General features: G+C 74.9%; 16 protein-coding genes. 11 read left to right on the top strand and 5 right to left on the bottom strand.

Features of this window, described 5'->3' with window-relative positions; translation table 11 throughout:
* Positions 1-49 precede the first annotated feature (49 nt).
* On the top strand, positions 50-718 hold the full coding sequence (locus BLS21_RS12650) for a hypothetical protein (protein WP_091218647.1): 669 nt from the start codon (positions 50-52) through the stop codon (positions 716-718).
* A 197-nt stretch (positions 719-915) separates the two neighbouring features.
* Entirely contained in the window at positions 916-3,444 is a 2,529-nt protein-coding gene (locus BLS21_RS12645; protein ID WP_091218645.1) for an ATP-dependent Clp protease ATP-binding subunit, read from the top strand.
* 249 nt (positions 3,445-3,693) lie between these two features.
* Here the strand turns inward: BLS21_RS12645 and BLS21_RS12640 are convergent, their stop codons facing one another.
* Positions 3,694-4,593 carry an HhH-GPD family protein gene (locus BLS21_RS12640; RefSeq protein ID WP_091218643.1) on the bottom strand — a complete coding sequence of 300 codons (900 nt, stop codon included), beginning with the start codon at positions 4,591-4,593 and terminating at the stop codon, positions 3,694-3,696.
* A gap of 77 nt (positions 4,594-4,670) precedes the next feature.
* On the opposite strand from BLS21_RS12640, the gene BLS21_RS12635 reads away from it, so the two are divergent.
* On the top strand, positions 4,671-5,357 hold the full coding sequence (locus tag BLS21_RS12635; protein WP_091218640.1) for a DUF4232 domain-containing protein: 687 nt from the start codon (positions 4,671-4,673) through the stop codon (positions 5,355-5,357).
* Between the two features lie 58 nt (positions 5,358-5,415).
* On the opposite strand, the gene disA is transcribed toward BLS21_RS12635, so the two are convergent.
* From disA to BLS21_RS12620, 3 genes are all read right to left on the bottom strand, one after another.
* Positions 5,416-6,501, bottom strand: a complete 1,086-nt coding sequence (disA, locus tag BLS21_RS12630; protein WP_091218638.1) for a DNA integrity scanning diadenylate cyclase DisA — start codon at positions 6,499-6,501, stop codon at positions 5,416-5,418.
* A gap of 113 nt (positions 6,502-6,614) precedes the next feature.
* Positions 6,615-7,979, bottom strand: a complete 1,365-nt coding sequence (radA, locus tag BLS21_RS12625) for a DNA repair protein RadA (protein ID WP_245700375.1) — start codon at positions 7,977-7,979, stop codon at positions 6,615-6,617.
* A 64-nt stretch (positions 7,980-8,043) separates the two neighbouring features.
* The gene (locus BLS21_RS12620) at positions 8,044-8,856 is read right to left on the bottom strand and encodes a copper chaperone PCu(A)C domain-containing protein (protein WP_091218632.1); all 813 of its coding nucleotides are present in this window, start codon (positions 8,854-8,856) and stop codon (positions 8,044-8,046) included.
* 112 nt (positions 8,857-8,968) lie between these two features.
* Between BLS21_RS12620 and BLS21_RS12615 the strand changes: the two genes are divergently transcribed.
* From BLS21_RS12615 to BLS21_RS25150, 3 genes are all read left to right on the top strand, one after another.
* Entirely contained in the window at positions 8,969-10,516 is a 1,548-nt protein-coding gene (locus BLS21_RS12615; RefSeq protein WP_217636114.1) for a cryptochrome/photolyase family protein, read from the top strand.
* A 75-nt stretch (positions 10,517-10,591) separates the two neighbouring features.
* On the top strand, positions 10,592-11,215 hold the full coding sequence (locus BLS21_RS12610; RefSeq protein ID WP_091218629.1) for an RNA polymerase sigma factor: 624 nt from the start codon (positions 10,592-10,594) through the stop codon (positions 11,213-11,215).
* A complete protein-coding gene (locus tag BLS21_RS25150; protein WP_091218626.1) occupies positions 11,212-12,186 on the top strand; it encodes a hypothetical protein in 975 nt (324 codons plus the stop codon). Before BLS21_RS12610 ends, BLS21_RS25150 begins: the two co-directional genes overlap by 4 nt.
* 18 nt (positions 12,187-12,204) lie before the next feature.
* On the opposite strand, the gene BLS21_RS12600 is transcribed toward BLS21_RS25150, so the two are convergent.
* Positions 12,205-13,026, bottom strand: coding sequence for a UbiA family prenyltransferase (locus BLS21_RS12600; RefSeq protein ID WP_245700373.1), 822 nt, complete (start codon positions 13,024-13,026; stop codon positions 12,205-12,207).
* Between the two features lie 158 nt (positions 13,027-13,184).
* Here BLS21_RS12600 and BLS21_RS12595 point away from each other — a divergent pair, with 158 nt between their 5' ends.
* The 5 genes from BLS21_RS12595 to rlmB are packed head-to-tail and all read left to right on the top strand — an operon-like array spanning position 13,185 to position 17,342.
* Positions 13,185-13,667 (top strand): CarD family transcriptional regulator, encoded by a 483-nt coding sequence (locus tag BLS21_RS12595; RefSeq protein WP_073418385.1) that lies wholly within the window; start codon positions 13,185-13,187, stop codon positions 13,665-13,667.
* Positions 13,668-13,708: 41 nt separating this feature from the next.
* Positions 13,709-14,383 (top strand): 2-C-methyl-D-erythritol 4-phosphate cytidylyltransferase, encoded by a 675-nt coding sequence (gene ispD / locus BLS21_RS12590; protein ID WP_091218621.1) that lies wholly within the window; start codon positions 13,709-13,711, stop codon positions 14,381-14,383.
* A complete protein-coding gene (ispF, locus tag BLS21_RS12585; protein WP_091218619.1) occupies positions 14,380-14,886 on the top strand; it encodes a 2-C-methyl-D-erythritol 2,4-cyclodiphosphate synthase in 507 nt (168 codons plus the stop codon). The genes ispD and ispF overlap by 4 nt, the downstream gene beginning before the upstream one ends.
* Positions 14,887-14,943: 57 nt before the next feature.
* Positions 14,944-16,347 carry a cysteine--tRNA ligase gene (gene cysS / locus BLS21_RS12580; RefSeq protein ID WP_091218616.1) on the top strand — a complete coding sequence of 468 codons (1,404 nt, stop codon included), beginning with the start codon at positions 14,944-14,946 and terminating at the stop codon, positions 16,345-16,347.
* Positions 16,329-17,342, top strand: coding sequence for a 23S rRNA (guanosine(2251)-2'-O)-methyltransferase RlmB (gene rlmB / locus BLS21_RS12575; RefSeq protein WP_245700371.1), 1,014 nt, complete (start codon positions 16,329-16,331; stop codon positions 17,340-17,342). The genes cysS and rlmB overlap by 19 nt, the downstream gene beginning before the upstream one ends.
* The last annotated feature ends 103 nt before the right edge of the window (positions 17,343-17,445 follow it).

Raw genomic sequence — 17,445 nt, 5'->3', positions numbered from 1 at the left:
GACGCGCACACGGACGCGCCGGGGAACGGGGTGATCGGCGGTGCCTACGGTGCCCGAGACGCCCGCCGCAGCCGTCCGGCGGTACCGCGCGGTCCGCCTGCTCGTCGGCTGGGCGGCGATCGGCTCCTCCACCCTGTACGTGGCCTCCGACGTCCTGGAGCTGGCGGCGGGCGGGCTGTTCACCGCCCAGCTGGTGGTGACCTACCTCGCCGAGGCGGCGATCCCGTTCGTCCTGCTCGGCCTGCACTCCGTTCAGCACCGGGAGGGGGGCTGGCTGAGCCTGGCCGGCGCCGTGCTCTACGGCGGGGCATTCGTCGGCTTCTCCGCGACCGTCCTCCACCCGCTGATCACGGGGGTGCGGGACGCCGACGAGGTGTTCGCGGCGTTCGGTGCCAACTACGACGCGCACGCCGTCCTGGCCCTGGTCGGCGGACTGGCTTTCGGCGTCGCCGTCGTCCGCGCCGCCGTCTTCCCGCGGTGGACCGGGATCGCCCTGATCGCCGGACTCCTGGTGACGACGGCGCTGGTCGCCGCCGGCCTGTCCGAGGCGTGGCAGACGACGGGGACGGCGGTCCGCAGCCTCGCATTCGCCGGGATGGGCGTCGCGTGCGTGCGCGCGGCGGGGAGGCCGGACGTCACACCCCCGGCGGGGCCGGACCCAGCCACCTCCGCGGGTGGGTCGCGGCCGCCGGGGCGCGTCGTTCCGCCCAAGGCGTAACCGGTTCGGAACACCGGTCCGGGAGCATCAGTTGGACCGGGCAGCTCCTCTCCTCCGTACGGGCCTGTGCACCGACGGAGGGTCGGAGTCCGCGACTACAGTGGAAGACCGGTGCACCGCGCGCCGACGGACGTCGGGTGCTCCTCCCCACGAGGGGAGGGCAGCGCCGGACCAGCCGGTCAGAGGAGAAGCAGCAGATGTTCGAACGGTTCACCGACCGAGCCCGCCGCGTGGTCGTCCTGGCCCAGGAAGAGGCCCGGATGCTCAACCACAACTACATCGGCACCGAGCACATCCTCCTGGGGCTGATCCACGAGGGTGAGGGTGTCGCCGCCAAGGCTCTCGAGTCCCTGGGCATCTCGCTGGAGGGTGTCCGCCAGCAGGTGGAGGAGATCATCGGCCAGGGCCAGCAGGCCCCGTCCGGGCACATCCCCTTCACCCCGCGGGCCAAGAAGGTGCTCGAGCTGTCGCTGCGCGAGGCGCTGCAGCTCGGCCACAACTACATCGGCACCGAGCACATCCTGCTCGGCCTGATCCGCGAGGGCGAGGGCGTCGCCGCCCAGGTCCTGGTGAAGCTGGGCGCCGACCTCAACCGCGTCCGCCAGCAGGTCATCCAGCTGCTCTCGGGTTACCAGGGCAAGGAGCCGGCCGCGGCCGGCGGCCCGGCCGAGGGCACCCCGTCGACCTCGCTGGTCCTCGACCAGTTCGGCCGCAACCTGACCCAGGCCGCGCGCGACTCCAAGCTCGACCCGGTCATCGGGCGGGCCAAGGAGATCGAGCGGGTCATGCAGGTCTTGTCGCGGCGGACCAAGAACAACCCCGTCCTCATCGGCGAGCCCGGTGTCGGCAAGACCGCCGTCGTGGAGGGCCTGGCCCAGGCGATCGTCAAGGGCGAGGTCCCCGAGACGCTGAAGGACAAGCAGCTCTACACGCTGGACCTCGGCGCGCTCGTCGCCGGTTCCCGCTACCGCGGTGACTTCGAGGAGCGGCTGAAGAAGGTCCTCAAGGAGATCCGCACCCGCGGCGACATCATCCTGTTCATCGACGAGATCCACACCCTCGTCGGGGCCGGTGCCGCGGAGGGCGCGATCGACGCCGCCAGCATCCTCAAGCCGATGCTGGCCCGCGGTGAGCTGCAGACCATCGGCGCCACCACGCTCGACGAGTACCGCAAGCACCTGGAGAAGGACGCCGCCCTCGAGCGCCGCTTCCAGCCGATCCAGGTGGGCGAGCCGACGCTCACCCACACGATCGAGATCCTCAAGGGGCTGCGCGACCGGTACGAGGCGCACCACCGGATCAGCATCACCGACGGCGCGCTCGTCGCCGCCGCCACGCTGGCCGACCGGTACATCTCCGACCGCTTCCTCCCCGACAAGGCGATCGACCTGATCGACGAGGCCGGTGCCCGGATGCGGATCAAGCGGATGACCGCCCCGCCGGACCTGCGCGAGTTCGACGACCGGATCGCGGCCATCCGCCGCGAGAAGGAGTCCGCGATCGACGCGCAGGACTTCGAGAAGGCCGCGTCGCTGCGCGACAAGGAGAAGACCCTCCTGGGCGAGAAGGCCGAGCGCGAGAAGCAGTGGAAGGCCGGCGACATGGACGTCGTCGCCGAGGTCGACGACGAGCAGATCGCCGAGGTGCTGGCCAACTGGACCGGCATCCCCGTCTTCAAGCTCACCGAGGAGGAGACCACCCGCCTCCTGCGCATGGAGGAGGAGCTCCACAAGCGGATCATCGGCCAGGAAGAGGCCATCAAGAGCGTCAGCCAGGCGATCCGGCGCACGCGGGCGGGCCTCAAGGACCCGCGCCGTCCCGGTGGCTCGTTCATCTTCGCCGGCCCCTCGGGCGTCGGTAAGACCGAGCTTGCCAAGGCGCTGGCCCAGTTCCTGTTCGGTGAGGACGACGCCCTCATCCAGATCGACATGGGCGAGTTCCACGACCGCTTCACCGTGTCGCGGCTCGTCGGTGCCCCTCCCGGCTACGTCGGCTACGACGAGGGCGGCCAGCTGACCGAGAAGGTGCGGCGCAAGCCGTTCTCGGTGGTCCTCTTCGACGAGATCGAGAAGGCGCACGCGGACGTGTTCAACACGCTCCTGCAGGTGCTGGAGGACGGCCGGCTCACCGACGGCCAGGGCCGGATCGTGGACTTCAAGAACACGATCCTGATCCTCACGACCAACCTGGGGACGCGGGACATCTCCAAGGCCGTGGGGCTGGGCTTCCAGGTCGGCAACGACAACCAGTCCAACTACGAGCGGATGAAGAACAAGGTCAACGAGGAGCTCAAGCAGCACTTCCGGCCCGAGTTCCTCAACCGCATCGACGACATCGTCGTGTTCCACCAGCTGACCGAGGACGAGATCATCCAGATCGTCGACCTCATGGTCGCCCGCGTGGAGAGCCAGCTGGCGAACAAGGACATGTCGCTGGAGATCACCCAGGACGCCAAGAAGCTGCTGGCGGCCCGCGGGTTCGACCCGGTGCTGGGTGCCCGGCCGCTGCGCCGGACCATCCAGCGCGAGATCGAGGACGCGCTGTCGGAGAAGATCCTCTACGGCGAGCTGACCGCCGGTCAGATCATCGTGGTGGACGTCGAGGGCGAGGGTGCGGACCAGCGGTTCGTGTTCCGCGGCGAGGCCAAGCCGATCGACCTCCCCGACACCCCGCCGGTCGCGCTGTCCGGTGGCGACGAGGAGGGCCCGGCCGCCCAGGCCGAGTGATCCTCGGGTAGTCCGTACGAAGGGGCCGTCCCCGCTCATCGCGAGCGGGGACGGCCCCTTCGTCGTCCCGGCGGACGACACGGCGGCGGGTCCCGTTCCCGATCGCCGCTCGACGGCCGCCCGCACCGACTAAGCAGTCGTGGTCGCCCGTCCCGGCGTGTCCGCCCGTGTCGGCGACCGCAACCGCTCACTCGCCGTGGGTCCGTCCCCGTGATCGACCCGGGGGACGGTGACCGGGCGGGGAGGCGGTCAGGCGGGGAGGCGGAAGCGGCCGTCGGCGGCCTGCTCCACCAGCCCGTCCGCGAGCAACGAGTCCAGGCAGCGGGAGCGCTGGGCGGCGTCGTCCCACGCGGCGTCGAGCTGTGGTGCCGCCACAGGGCCCTCAGCGGCCCGCAGGACGTCCAGCAGCCGCCCGCGCACCTGCCGGTCCGTCCCGGCGAACTTCTGCACCCTGCGGGGCGGACCGTCGGACGCCGGGTGGCCCGCCAGCCGCCAGGCGCAGTCCCCCCGCACCGGGCAGGCCGCGCACCGCGGCGTCCGGGCCACGCACACGAGCGCCCCGAGCTCCATGACCGCGACCGAGAAGCGCACCGCCCGTTCGGGGTCGGCCGGGGCGAGTGCCGCGACGTCGGTGAGGTCGGCGGCCCGCGCCGGTGCCGCCTCCGCCCGGCCGTGCACCAGCCGGGCCACCACCCGCCGCACGTTGGTGTCGACCACCGGCTGCGGCTGCCCGTGCCCGAAGCAGGCGACGGCGCGGGCGGTGTACGTCCCGATGCCCGGCAGGGCCTCCAGGGCCGCCACGTCGGCCGGGACGACGCCGCCGTGCCGCTCGGTGAGGGCGAGGGCGGTCTCGCGCAGCCGCAGCGCCCGCCGCGGGTAGCCGAGCTTGCCCCAGGCGCGGATCACCTCGGCGGGGGACGCCGCGGCCAGCGCCGCCGGGGTCGGCCAGCGGGCCATCCACTCCCGCCACACCGGCTCGACGCGGGCGACCGGCGTCTGCTGCAGCATCACCTCGCTGACCAGCACGGCCCACGGGTCGGTGTCCGGCCGGCGCCACGGCAGGTCGCGCGCGGCCCGGGCGAACCAGTCGACGAGGACGTCGCCGACCGGGTCGGACGACGGGGGGAAGGCGCGGGCCGGGCTGTCCACGGGGTCCCAGTGTGCCGCCCCCGGGGGTCGGCGTGCCGCCGCAGGGCGGTGCGCCGTGGCGCACTACCGTTCTCGGCGTGCTGCACCCCGTCGGCCCGCTGCCCGCGGCGGTCTACTGGCGGCGGCGGCTGCTGGTCCTGGCCCTGCTGCTGGCGGTGCTCGGCGGCGGGGGATGGCTGGTCGTCGCCGCGCTGACCGGGAGCGACGGCGGGACGGCGACGTCCGCGGCAGCCGCGACGACCGACGCGGCCGACCCGTCCGACGAGCCGCCCGCCCTGGAGCAGGTGGTGCCCTCGCTGGCCAGCGTGCCGACGCCGACGCCGGCACCCGGACCAGCCGCCGAGCCGGAGCCCGCGCCGGCGAGCCCGACGCCGGGCGGCCCCTGCGGCGACGACGCGATCGGGCTGGAGGTCCGCGCCCCCGGCAGCGCGCCGGTCGGCGGCAAGCCCACCTTCGAGCTCGTGGTCACCAATACATCGTCGGTGCCGTGCGTGCGGGTGCTCGACGCCGGCCTGCAGGAGGTCCTGCTGCTCGACGCGGCCGGCAACCGGGTGTGGGGCAGCAACGACTGCTTCCCGGAGACCAGCAGCGACACCCGCACCCTGGCGCCCGGTGAGTCGGTGGTCTTCCCGCTCACCTGGGGCGGCCTGACCAGCGAGCCGTCCTGCGCGGCCGAGCGGACGACGCCCGCGCCGGGCCAGTACGTGCTGCGCGGCCGGCTGGACACGAAGACGTCGGCCGACACGGCGATCACCCTCGGCTGACGGCCTCCCTCCGGGGGCCCGCCACGAGGTCGCGAGTGGTGAGGAGGAGGGAGGTCCCTCAGCTGTAGCGGTCGAGGATCGAGGTCTCGGCCAGCCGGGAGAGCCCCTCGCGGATGCCCCGGGCACGAGCCTCGCCGACGCCCTCGACGGCCAGCAGGTCCTCGATGGTGGCCGCGAGCAGCTTCTGCAGCCCGCCGAAGTGGTCGACCAGGCGGTCGATGATCCCGGACGGCAGCCGCGGCACGCGGGCCAGCAGGCGGTAGCCGCGGGGGCTGACGGGGGAGTCGAGCGCGTCGGCGGAGGTCGGCAGGCCGTAGCAGCGCGCCACCGCGGAGAGGTCGAGCAGCTCGGTGGCCGACAGCGCGCGCAGGTCGGCCAGGACCTCGTCGATGCTCTTGGGACGGCGCAGCCCGGACGGCAGGTAGTCGCGCACCAGCAGGGCGCGGTCCTCCTCGACCCCGGCGAGCATCTCGTCGAGCTGCAGCGCGAGCAGCCGGCCGTCGGTGCCCAGCTCGACGACGAAGCCCTCGATCTCGTCGGCGATCCGGCGCACCATCTCCAGCCGCTGGCTGACGCTCATCGCGTCGCGGACGGTGACGAGGTCCTCGATCTCCAGCGCCGACAGCGTGCTGGCCACCTCGTCGAGCCGCAGCTTGTAGCGCTCGAGCGCGGCCAGCGCCTGGTTGGCCCGGGCCAGGATCGTGGTCGGGTGCTCCAGCGTGTACCGCCGTCCGGCGACGTAGACGCTGATGATGTGCATCGACTGGCTCACCGAGATCACCGGGAAGCCGGTCTGGATGGCGACCCGCTCGGCGGTGCGGTGCCGGGTGCCCGACTCCTCGGTGGGGACGCTGGGGTCGGGCATCAGGTGGACGCCGGCCCGGACGATGCGGCTGCCGTCGTAGGAGACGATCACCGCGCCGTCCATCTTGGCCAGCTCGCGCAGCCGGGTGGCGGAGAGGGCGACGTCGAGGGCGAAGCCGCCGGTGCAGATGGACTCCACCACGCGGTCGTAGCCGAGCACGATCAGGGCGCCGGTCCGGCCGGCGAGGATGCGCTCCAGGCCGTCACGGAGCGCCGTGCCCGGTGCGATGCGGCCGAGCAGTTCGCGGAGCGCGACCTCGGAGTCCACAGCGGGGGGCACGAGCGCTCCTGACGTTCGACGTGGTGGCGGCTGATTCTACGTGGCCCCCACGGTACTGGCGGGCGCCGGTGAGGCAGCTCACCGGCGAGGGGGCACCACGGGCCCTGCCGGCCTCAGAAGAGGCGGGCGAAGGCGGCGCCGAGGTCGGGGACCTCGACCAGCCGCATGCCCTTGGGCGCGCTGCCGGCGTCCTCGGGGACGAGCGCCACCTTGTAGCCCTGGCGCGCTGCCTCGGCCAGCCGGCGGCCGGTGCCGCCGACCCGCCGGATCTCCCCGGACAGCCCCACCTCGCCGACCGCGACCAGGCCGCGGGGCAGGGGGACGTCCTTGGCCGCCGACGCGATCGCCAGCGCCAGCGCGAGGTCCGCCGCGGGCTCCGCGATGCGCACCCCGCCGACGGAGGCGGCGAAGACGTCGGCGTCGGCGAGCCTGACCCGGCCGCGCCGCTCGACGACCGCGTTGACCATGGCGACCCGCTGCGAGTCCAGCCCGCTGACCGCCCGACGGGGCGAGCCGCCCCCGCCGCTGGCGGCCACCAGCGCCTGGACCTCGGCCAGCAGCGGGCGGCTGCCCTCGAGGGTGACCGTGACGCAACTGCCCGCCACCGGTGCGGTGCGTCGCGAGACGAACAGGTGGGAGGGGTCGGGGACGCCGACCACACCGGTGTCGCCGATCTCGAAGCAGCCGATCTCGTCGGCCGGACCGAAGCGGTTCTTCATCGCCCGGATCAGGCGCAGCGTGGAGTGGCGCTCGCCGTCGAAGGAGACGACGACGTCGACGAGGTGCTCGAGGGTGCGGGGCCCGGCGATGGCGCCGTCCTTGGTGACGTGGCCGACCAGGATGGTGGTCATCCCGCGGCTCTTGGCGACGGCGGTCAGCGCGCTGGCCACGGCGCGCACCTGGGTGGAGCCGCCGTCGGTGCCCTCGACGGCGGGGGAGCGCACGGTCTGCACGCTGTCGAGGACCAGCAGCGAGGGGGCGACGTCCTCGACGTGCGCGAGGACGGCCGACAGCTCGGTCTCCGCGGCGAGGTAGAGCTGGTCGTGCAGCGCGCCGATGCGCTCGGCCCGCAGCCGCACCTGGGCGGCGGACTCCTCACCGGAGACGACGAGGGCCGGGCCGTTGGTGGCGGCCACGCGGTGGGCGACCTCGAGCAGCAGCGTCGACTTGCCCACGCCGGGCTCGCCGGCGACGAGCAGCACCGCCCCGGGCACGAGGCCGCCGCCGAGGACGCGGTCGAACTCCTGGATGCCCGTGGGCACGGCACGGGCGGCGGCGAGCTCCACCTGGGCGATGGGCACCGCCGGCGCGGTCACCGGGCCGGCGGCCACGGCGCGCAGCGGGGACGCCGGGGTGCCGACCTCCTGGATGGTGCCCCAGGCCTGGCACTCGGGGCACCGGCCGACCCACTTGGCGGAGGCGTAGCCGCACTCGGTGCAGCGGTGGGCAGGGCGGGACTTCACTCCGGCAGGTGGCACGGACCGACGCTAACCGCCGGGTACGACGGTTCACGGTGAGGACGACGGCGTGCCCGCCGTGGCGTCACTCGGTCTCGGTGTCCTGCTCCTGGTCGCGGCTCTCGGAGCCGCCCTCCTCGTGGTGGAAGTCGAAGGGCTCCCCGCGGGGCAGCGCGCGATCGGGCGTGGCGACCAACGCCGGGACGGTGACCTCACCGGCGCGCTGGAAGGTGAGGGTGACCTCGACGCTCTGACCCGAGGTCAGTTCCTCGGAGAGATCGGCCAGCTCGACCGTCGGGCCGCCGGCGCCGCCGAGGAAGACCGTGGAACCCGCGGGGATCGGGATCTGGACCTGCGTGCTCGGGCTCGGCGCGGCGGGGGCGCTCGACGTCGGCACCGTGCCGGGGACCGGGGTGGTGGGCGTCGACGGCGTGGCACCCGGGGTGGTGGGTGTCGACGGCGTGGCACCCGGGGTGGTGGGTGTCGACGGCGTGGCACCCGGGGTGGTGGGTGTCGACGGTGCGGCGCCGGGAGTGCTCGGCGTCGCCGGGGTGGTGGCGGCCGCCGGGGAGCTCGGGACGGCGGAGGCCGTGGACTGCCCGGACACCACCACGCCGTCGAAGGCCGTGCCCTCGATGCCGACCAGGGTGTCGGCCTCGGTGTCGCCGTTGACGATCGCCATCTGCAGCTCGGCGTCGTCACCCTCCGCGTAGAGCCCGTCCTGCGGGTACGCGAGCGAGACCGCGCGCAGGGTGATGTCGCCGACCGCCGCCTCGGGGCCGACCTTGTCCCGGTTCTGGGTGGCCGTCTGGGGGACCTGGCCGGCGCTGCACGCGGTCAGCGCGACCGGGCTGAGCAGCAGGACACCCATCGTGGCGGCGCGCAGTGCGCGGTTCACAGCCGTCGACCTCCAGGGACGTGCCGGCCACCGCAGGTCGATGGCCCGAGTCGCGCCGAGCCTAACGCCCGCCCCACGATGGTCGCCGGGAGGTGAGGCGGTGGTGCCCGGCATGCCGCGACGGCCCGCGGGCGACCCGGCGCTGGCCGCGTTCCCCGCCCGCGCACCGGACACCCGGCGGTGGTGCTTCGCCGACCAACTCGGCCCGCACTTCCTCGACCGCCCGGACCAGCCGGTCCTGCTGATCGAGTCGAGGGCGGTGTTCGCGCGCCGCCGGTTCCACCGCCAGAAGGCCCACCTGGTGCTGTCGGCGCTGCGGCACCGGGCCGCCGAGCTGGGCGACCAGGCGGAGTTCTCCCGGGTGCGCACCTACGCCGAGGCGCTGGACCGGGTGCGCGAGCCGCTGAGCGTGTGCGCGCCCACCACCTGGAGCAGCCGCGACTACGTCCTGCGCCGTCCCGACCTCGCCGTCCTCGCCGCCCGCGGCTTCGTCGCCACGCAGGAGGAGTTCGCCGGCTGGGCGGAGGGCCGGGGGAGACGCCGGCTGCTCATGGAGGACTTCTACCGGCACAACCGGCGCCGCCACGACGTCCTCATGGACGGCGCCGAGCCGGTCGGCGGGCGCTGGAACCTCGACCACGACAACCGGGAGCCGCCGCCGTCCGAGGGGCAGCTCGCCGTCCCCGAGCCGTGGTGGCCGGAGGAGGACGAGATCGACGAGCGGGTGCGCGCCGACCTCGACCGCTGGGAGGCCGACGGCGACGTCGCCTTCGTGGGGGACGACGGCCCGCGGCTGTTCCCGGTGACCCGCGAGGAGGCGCTCCTCCGGCTGCACGACTTCCTCGACACCCGGCTCGGCGCGTTCGGCCCCCACGAGGACGCGATGCTCACCGGGGACCGCTGGATGGCGCACTCGCTGCTCTCCCCGGCCCTCAACCTCGGTCTGCTGGACCCGCTCGAGGTGGTGCACGCCGCCGAGCAGCGCTACCGCGACTCGGTGGCCGAGGGCGACCCGTTGCCGCTCAACAGCGTGGAGGGGTTCGTCCGCCAGGTCATGGGGTGGCGCGACTACATCTGGCACACCTACTGGCACGTCGGCCGGGACTTCCGGCACGCCAACGCCCTGGGTGCGCACGAGGCGGTGCCGGACTGGCTGGCCGACCTCGACGACGGCCCGGTCGAGGCCGCCTGCCTGTCCGACGTCCTCGGCGACCTGCGCCGCGACGGCTGGGTGCACCACATCCCGCGGTTGATGGTGCTCGGCAACTACGCGCTGCAGCGCGGCATCGACCCGCTCGCCATGGCCGACTGGTTCCACCGCAGCTTCGTCGACGGCTACGACTGGGTGATGGTCGCCAACGTCGTCGGCATGAGCCAGCACGCCGACGGCGGGCTGCTGGCCACCAAGCCCTATGCCGCCGGCGGCGCCTACATCGACCGGATGAGCGACTACTGCGGCGGCTGCCGCTACGACCCGCGCAGGCGGCTGGGCGAGGACGCCTGCCCCTTCACCGCCGGCTACTGGGCCTTCCTCGAGCGCAACCGGGAACGGCTGGCGCCCAACCAGCGGATGCGCCGCGCGCTGCAGGGGCTGGACCGGCTCCAGGGCCTGGAGGAGGTCGTGGAGCAGGAGCGGCTGCGGGGCACCGAGGTCATCTGACCGGGGGACGACGGTCCAGTTCGGGCCCGCGCCTGCCGATCCCCCTCCCGTACAGGAGTACGGCGGGAGGTGCGGATGGCGACGGGTCCGGCGTTCGACGACGTCCTCGCGGCGGCCCAGACGGGCGCCGCGTGGGCCTTCGAGGTGCTCTACCGGGACCTCTCCCCGGCGGTCACCGGGTACCTGCGGCTGCACGGTGCCCCCGACCCCGACGACCTGGCCAGCGAGACCTTCCTCGCCGTCTTCCGCGGCCTCGCCGGCTTCTCGGGGGACGAGGACGGCCTGCGCTCGTGGGTGTTCACCATCGCGCACCGCCGGCTGGTCGACGACTGGCGTCGGCGCAGCCGCCGTCCCCAGCTGGCCGACGACGCCGACGACGTGCTGCCCGAGACGCCCGGCGGCGACGTGGAGGACGACGTCCTGACCCGGCTGGGCACCGAGACCGTGCACCGCATGTGCGCGGGCCTGCCGGCCGACCAGCGGTCGGTCCTGCTGCTGCGGGTGCTCGCCGACCTCACCGTCGAGCAGGTGGCCGCGGTGATGGGTCGCTCGGTGGGCGCGGTCAAGGCACTGCAGCGGCGCGGGCTGCGCCGGCTGCGCGCCGAGCTCGAGCCGGCCGGGACCCCCCGGACGGGTGAGACGGCTGGGACGACGGGCGCACCCCTGTCGGCCCGCCCGGCGATGACGGGAGCGAGATGACCACGCCAGCCGACGTCCGGACCGACGGGGAGGCCTTCGCGGCCTGCCTCGCCGGCCGTCCCGTGCCCGCGGGCGCGCAGGGCCTGGCCGCGTTCACCGACGCGGTCCGGGCGAGCGCCACGGAGCCCGGGCGGCCGAACGCGGCCCTGGCCGAGCTGCTGGCGACCGGTCTCCTCGTCCCCACCCAGGAACCGTCCCGCGGGACGGCCGGGCGACCCGCCCGGACCTCACGGAAGAGGCCCCACGTGCTGATCTCCACCCTCACCGCCAAGTTCGTCGCCGCCGGTGCCGTCGCCAAGGCGGCCGCCGCGGGTGGCGTCGTCGCCGTCGCCCTGACCGGTGCGGCCACCGCCGGGGCCCTGCCGGGCCAGGAGGACACCGCCGTCGTCGAGAGCAGCGACGCCGCCGACGTCTCCGACGCGCCGGAGGACACGACGGCCGACGAGACGACGGGCACCGGCGCGGACACCGACGGCACGGTGACCGACGGCACGGTGACCGACGGCACGGACCCGAACGGCACGGACACCGACGGCACGGTGACCGACGGCACGGACCCGAACGGCACGGACACCGACGGCACGGTGACCGACGGCACGGACGCCGGCGGCACGGGCACCGGTGACACCGCCGACGTGGTCGCGGACGAGGACGGGGACGTGGTCTCCGGCGACCCCGCCACCGTGCCGCCCGTCACCGAGCCGGCGCCCGAGTCCCCGGAGGGCGCCGAGGGTGGAAAGCCGACCGACGAGCAGAAGTTCGACCGGCACCCCGAGAACCCCGGCAGGGCGGCCAGTGCCGAGGCGCACCAGCGCAACGCCGAGCGCAAGGCCGAGCGGGCCGTGCAGCCGGAGGCCGGGACGCCCGAGGACGGGGGGACCGAGGAGGTCCTCGAGGCCGAGCAGGTGCCGGTGGTCGAGCAGCCGGCCGCTCCCGCCCCGCACACCGGCAAGGGCAACAGCAAGAAGTGACGTGGGGTGGGGCCGCGGTCAGGTGACCGCGGCCCCACCGGCGAGCAGCAGCACCACGTCGAGGACGGTCAGCAGCATGACCGCGGGGAACGCCAGCCGGCGGAACCGCCGGGTACCGGCCAGCGCCGCGACGACGACGGCCGGCACCGCCAGCGCCAGCCCTGCCCACCCCGCCGCGGTCGGCGGGCCGGCCGGTCCGAGGACCAGCACCAGCGAGGCCGCCCCGAGCACGACCGCCCCGGTGACGGCGGAGCCGCGGGCACCGAGCCGGTGCGGCAGGCCGCGTACGCCGGTGGCCAGGTCGTCCTCCAGGTCCGGCGCGACGTTGGCCAGGTGCGCAGCGGCGCCCAGCGCGGCCCCGGCGGTGACCAGCCACCACGGCGCCGGCGGCGCTCCCGGCGCCGCCGCCACCACCCCGGCCGGCAGTGCCCCGAAGCCGGTCACGTAGGGCAGCACCGACACGGCGGTCCGCTTGAGCCCGGCGTTGTAGGCCCAGCCGCTGGCGACCAGCACGAGCAGCAGCAGCCCCGGGGCGGGACCGAGCAGCAGCGACAGGACGACGGCCGCCGCTGCCGACCCGACGGCCAGCGTGCGCAGCAGCGTGGGTGCCACGGCGCCCTGCACGACCGGCTTGTCGGCCCGCGCGACGGCCCGGTCGCGGTCGGCGTCGAGCCAGTCGTTGCTCCACCCGATGGAGGCCTGACCAGCGAGGACGGCGACCGTGACGAGTGCCGCACGTCCCGCGGGCACCCCGGCGGCGAGGGCGAGGAGCCCGGCCACGACGGTGACCGCGGCCGCCGGTCCGGGGTGCGTGGCGAGGGCCAGCGCACGGGGGGGCACCCCCGGCCGCACCCCTCTCGCACGCACACCGACCATGCTCCTGTCAACCCCTCCCAAGCACTGTCTCTCGCCGTTGACCTGCGGGTTTACGAAATCCGGCGGTCCCGTTCGTCAGTTTGCCGTGGTAACCTGTGGACAGCGAAAGGGGTCACACACACATGGGCTTCACTGTCGGCGAGACCGTTGTCTACCCGCACCACGGGGCAGCGCTGATCGAGGCGATCGAGACGCGGGTCATCAAGGGCGAAGAGAAGGCCTACCTCGTGCTGAAGGTCGCCCAGGGCGACCTGACCGTGCGGGTGCCGGCCGACAACGCAGAGATCGTCGGCGTCCGTGACGTCGTCGGTCAGGACGGACTGAACAGGGTCTTCGAGGTGCTGCGCGCGCCGCACACCGAGGAGCCGACCAACTGGTCGCGTCGCTACAAGGCCAACCTGGAGAAGCTCGCCTCGGGTGACGTCAACAAGGTCGCCGAGGTCGTGCGTGACCTGTGGCGCCGCGACAAGGACCGTGGCCTCTCCGCCGGCGAGAAGCGCATGCTCTCCAAGGCGCGCCAGATCCTGGTGAGCGAGCTCGCGCTCGCCGAGGGCACCAACGAGGACAAGGCCGAGGTGCTCCTCGACGAGGTCCTCGCCAGCTGAGCTCGGTCTCCGAGTCCTCCCCGCACCTCCAGACCACTCCCGTGCACGCTGTCGGCATCGTCGCAGCGGCCGGGAGTGGTCTGCGTCTGGGGGCGGATCGGCCGAAGGCGCTGGTCCCGCTGGCCGGGCGGCCGCTGGTCGCCTGGGCGGTCGACACCCTGCTCGGCAGCGGGGTGGCCGAGGTGGTGGTGGCCGTGCCGGCCGACGAGCTGGCCGCCTTCGCCGCCGTCCTGCCGCCGGAGGCGCGTCCGGTCGTCGGCGGCGCCACGCGCACGGCGTCGGTCCGGGCCGCCCTCGCCGCCGTGACCGATCCCGCCCGTCCCGCGCCCGACGCGGTCCTGGTGCACGACGCCGCCCGCCCGCTGACCCCGCCCGAGGTGGTGACCCGCGTGCTCGCCGCGCTGGCCGACGGGGCGCCGGCGGTCGTGCCGGTGCTGCCGGTCGTCGACACGACCGTGAGGGTCGACGGCGACGGCGTCGTGACCGGCGCCCTGCCGCGGGAGGCGCTGCGCCGGGTGCAGACCCCGCAGGGCTTCGCCGGCGCGGTCCTCGTCGACGCCTACGACCGGCTGCCCGACGGCGTCGAGCTCACCGACGACGCCGCGGTGGTGCGCGCCGCCGGGGTGCCGGTCGCGACGGTGGCCGGCGACGAGCGGGCCGCGAAGGTGACGGTGCCGCACGACCTGGCGCTGGCCGAGCTCCAGGTGCCGCGATGAGCGCGCGAGAGCTGCCGCGCGTGGGCGTCGGGGTCGACGTCCACCCGGTCGAGGCCGGCCGCACCTGCTGGCTGGCCGGGTTGGAGTGGCCTGACGTCGACGGCTGCGCCGGGCACTCCGACGGCGACGTCGTGGCGCACGCCCTCACCGACGCGGTCCTGTCCGCCGCCGGGCTCGGCGACATCGGCGGCCTGCTCGGCACCGACGACCCGCGCTGGGCCGGCGCCCGCGGGGCCGCCGTCCTCGCCCACGTGCGCGAGGTCCTCGGGGCGGCCGGGTGGCAGGTCGGCAACGCAGCCGTCCAGCTGGTCGGCAACACCCCGAAGGTCGGCCCGCGCCGCGCGGAGGCCGAGCGGGTGCTCGGCGAGGCGCTGGGCGGCCCGGTGAGCGTCACGGCCACCACGACCGACGGGCTGGGGCTCACCGGGCGGGGCGAGGGCCGGGCGGCGATGGCGACCGCCCTGGTGGTCCGGACGACGTCCGCGGACTCCGCCCCCAGCTGATGCTGCGCTCCGTGGACTCCGCGCCCAGCTCGTGCTGCGCTCCGTAGACTCCGCGCAGTGAGCCTCCGCCTGTACGACACGGCCGCCCGCGCGGTCCGCGCCTTCACGCCCCTGCGTGCCGGGCAGGCCTCCGTCTACGTCTGCGGGCTCACCGTGCAGGGGCCGCCCCACGTCGGACACGTGCGCTCGGCCCTGGCCTTCGACGTGCTGCGCCGCTGGCTGGCGCACAGCGGCCTCGACGTCACCTACGTCCGCAACGTCACCGACATCGACGACAAGATCCTCGCGAAGGCGGAGGCCGCAGGCGTGCCGTGGTGGGCCTGGGCCTACACCAACGAGCTGGCGGTCACCCGCGCCTACGACGTCCTCGGCGTGCTGCCGCCGACCTACGAGCCGCGCGCCACCGGGCACGTCCCGGACATGGTGGCGCTCATGGAGCGGCTCGTCGAGCGTGGCCACGCCTACGCGGTCGACGGCGACGTCTACTTCGACGTCCGCTCCTTCCCGGAGTACGGGGCGCTGACGCGGCAGCGGGTGGAGGACCTGGAGCCGGCCGCGGACACCGACTCCGACGAGCGCAAGCGCGACCCCCGCGACTTCGCGCTGTGGAAGGCGCACAAGCCCGGCGAGCCGGAGACCGCGTCGTGGGCCACGCCGTGGGGCCGGGGCCGGCCGGGCTGGCACCTGGAGTGCTCGGCGATGGCCGAGCGGTACCTGGGGCCGGAGTTCGACATCCACGGGGGCGGGCTGGACCTGCGCTTCCCGCACCACGAGAACGAGCAGGCCCAGTCGCGCGCGGCCGGCGACGGGTTCGCGCAGTACTGGCTGCACAACGGCTGGGTCACCCTCGGCGGCGAGAAGATGAGCAAGTCGCTGGGCAACACCGCGCTGGTCGACGAGGTGGTGCAGCGGGTGCGGCCGGTCGAGCTGCGCTACTACCTGGTCACGCCGCACTACCGGTCGACGGTCGAGTTCACCGACGCCGCGCTCGCCGAGGCCGGCGCCGCCTACCGGCGGCTGGAGTCGTTCGTGAAGCGCGCCGCCGAGCGGGTGGGGGCGGGCGCGGGCAAGCCGGACCTCGCGCCGGAGTTCACCGCCGCCCTGGACGACGACCTGGGCACGCCGGCCGCGGTGGCCGCCGTCCACGAGGTGGTGCGGCAGGGCAACACCGCGCTGGCCGAGGGGGACGACGAGGCCACCGCTGCGGCGCTCGGCTCGGTGCGGGCGATGCTCGGCGTCCTCGGGCTGGACCCGCTCGACCCGCACTGGTCCGCCGCCGGCGGGGACGACCGGCTGACGGAGGTGGCCGACGGGCTCGTCGCCCTCGCCCTCGACCAGCGCCAGGCGGCCCGGGCCCGCAGGGACTACGCAACAGCGGACGCGATCCGCGACCAGCTCGCCGCACTCGGCGTCCAGGTCGAGGACACCCCGCAGGGACCGCGATGGGAGCTGAGTCGCTGATGGCCGGCAACAGCCAGCGCCGGGGGCGCACCACCGGCGCGCACAAGAAGGGCGCCTCCGGGGGCACCGGCGGCAAGGGGCGCCGCGCGCTCGCCGGCCGCGGCGCCACCCCGCCGGCGGAGATGCGCCCCGGGCACCCCGCCCAGCGGCGCGCGGCCGCCGACGCCCGGCGCCGGGCCGAGCGCGACCGCAGCCGCCAGCGCGCCGAGGAGGCGCCCGAGCTGCTGCTCGGTCGCAACCCGGTGGTCGAGGCGCTGCGCGCGCAGATCCCGGCGACCGCCCTGTACGTGGTCACCGGAGACACCCGGGCGGCGACCGACGAGCGGATCACCGAGGCGCTGCACCTGGCCAACGACCGGGGGCTGCCGCTGCTGGAGGTCGGCAGGGCCGAGTTCGACCGGATGTCCGGCGGGGCGCTGCACCAGGGCATCGGCCTGCAGGTGCCGCCCTACCAGTACGCGCACCCCGACGACCTGCTCGACCTCGCCCGCGACTCGGGCCGCCCGCCGCTGGTGGTCGCGATGGACGGCGTCACCGACCCGCGCAACCTCGGCGCCGTCGTCCGCTCGGCCGCGGCGTTCGACGCGCACGGCGTCGTCGTGCCGCAGCGGCGCTCGGTCGGCATGACCGCGTCGGCCTGGCGCACCAGCGCCGGCGCCGCCGCGCGGCTGCCGGTGGCCCGTGCGGTCAACCTGGCCCGCGCGCTCGGCTCCTACCAGGACGCCGGGCTGATGACCGTCGGCCTGGCCGGGGACGGCGACGTCGACGTGCACGACTTCGACGGCTTCGCCGACCCGCTGGCGCTGGTGGTCGGCGCCGAGGGTGCGGGGCTGTCCCGGCTGGTGCGCGAGCGCTGCGACGTCGTCGTGCGCATCCCGATCGCACGGGACACCGAGTCCCTCAACGTCAGCGTCGCCGCGGGCATCGCCCTCTACGCCGCAGCGAGTGCCCGGCGGTCCTCTGCACCGCACCGCGGCGAGGAGCCGTCCCCCTGACGCGCTGAGCCCTGGCCCCGTCCCGGGCCGACCCCGCCCCTCGTGGACCCTCCGGGCCCGCTCGTCGAGGGACCCGCGGGGCGTCGTCCCGACGGGCAGCCAG

The sequence above is a fragment of the Geodermatophilus siccatus genome (genome assembly GCF_900103785.1).
In the GTDB taxonomy this organism is placed as follows: domain Bacteria; phylum Actinomycetota; class Actinomycetes; order Mycobacteriales; family Geodermatophilaceae; genus Geodermatophilus; species Geodermatophilus siccatus.
This window is presented reverse-complemented; position numbering and strand designations above follow the sequence as displayed.